Source organism: Salipiger sp. HF18, assembly GCF_011806505.1.
In the GTDB taxonomy this organism is placed as follows: Bacteria; Pseudomonadota; Alphaproteobacteria; order Rhodobacterales; family Rhodobacteraceae; genus Salipiger; species Salipiger thiooxidans.
Genome location: NZ_JAATOS010000782.1, coordinates 1 through 1240, shown reverse-complemented (window position 1 = coordinate 1240; position 1240 = coordinate 1). Strand labels below are relative to the sequence as shown.

Annotated in this window: 1 protein-coding gene; it reads left to right on the top strand. The window is 69.6% G+C overall.

The window, feature by feature from the left end; translation table 11 throughout:
* The first annotated feature begins 202 nt into the window (after positions 1-202).
* Positions 203-1090: a delta-class carbonic anhydrase gene (locus tag HC022_RS26880; protein ID WP_167454412.1), complete on the top strand. Its 888-nt coding sequence runs from the start codon at positions 203-205 to the stop codon at positions 1088-1090.
* The last annotated feature ends 150 nt before the right edge of the window (positions 1091-1240 follow it).

The following is a 1240-nucleotide window of genomic DNA, read 5'->3' as shown; positions in this document are numbered from 1 at the left end:
GCTGTTCGCCGGCGGCATCCTCTATCTCGTGGCGTTCTCCGGGCTCGCGTGAGGGAGCGCCATCGCCGAGCGCAAGGACTATCTCGAGAGAGACCTGCCCTATCCCGACGCGATCTACTGAACAGCGGCTCTTAACCGGCTGTTCAATCCTCGACGGCAGTCTCCCCGCAACCGATTCCGCCCCTTGCCCGCCGGAGCCCCGATGACCAACCGCCTCTCCGCCGCCCTCGCCGCCCTGATCCTCACCGCCGCCGCCGCCGAAGCTGCGACCGGCCACGACAGCTCGCACGACAGTTCGGGGCACGCGCCGGCCCCCGCCGCGCATGGCAGCGCCGATCCGCACGGCGCGGCGCCCGTGGGCAAAGGCGGCACCTGCCAGGGCTTCGGGCCGCAGACCCCGCGCGACATCTCGAACCCCTACGGCCGCAACTCCTCGCGCTTCGTCTACGCCCCGCCTTCGGACGAGCTGAACCTGTGCAACATCCACACCCACACCAACGCCGAACACATGGGCCCTGGTTTCTCGATCTATGCGGGCTCGGGCGAGAACGGCGGCTTTCGCTGCGCGGGGTCGAGCAACCTTTCCCCGGCCGAGCTGTCGCGCCCGCATCACGGCGGCCGCGTCTTCGAAGGGGTCGAGCCCGGCGACACGATCGAGGTGCACTGGGTCTATTCCTCCTGCAACGTCGCGCCCGGGCCGGGTCTGGGCTCGTGCCTTTCGGACGCCTGCAAGAACCCGCAGCTTCGGGTCGAAAGCCAGGTGTTCCTGGTCGTAAACGATCCCACCGCGCTCGATTTCCGCGACTTCATCTGGTTCGGAACCATGCGCAACGGCGTCTACCAGCCCCGCGCCCTGCCCACCGGCACCGGCAGCCCGGTGCAGTTCCGCGGCTCCACCACCGGGCCCAGCTACACGCAAGAGGTCTGCTCGCCCCTGCAGGTCACATGGTCGGTGCGCCCCCGTTGCGCCCGGCTCGACATCTCGTCGCTCGATGCCTGGGCCGCGATGGGCAACGTCTTCGAGGAAAGCCACAGCCACGGCGTGCGCCAGCTGGTGACCGCACCCGACCTTCTCGCCCCCATCGACTGACCGGGGCCTCCGCATTTGACCGAGGCCGCCTCCCCGTTGCACAGTGTCCGAGGGGAGAAGCGCGTGACGTCGGTCGCGCGCGCTGCGGAGGAGACGGTCATCGCAATGCAGGAAGGGGCGCCCGCGCCCCGCAAGGACCTCAGCTCGGCC

Bases quoted from the DNA above. Each gene is read 5' to 3' on its own strand.
- HC022_RS26880 (WP_167454412.1), top strand. From the start codon at position 203: ATGACCAACCGCCTCTCCGCCGCCCTCGCCGCCCTGATCCTCACCGCC.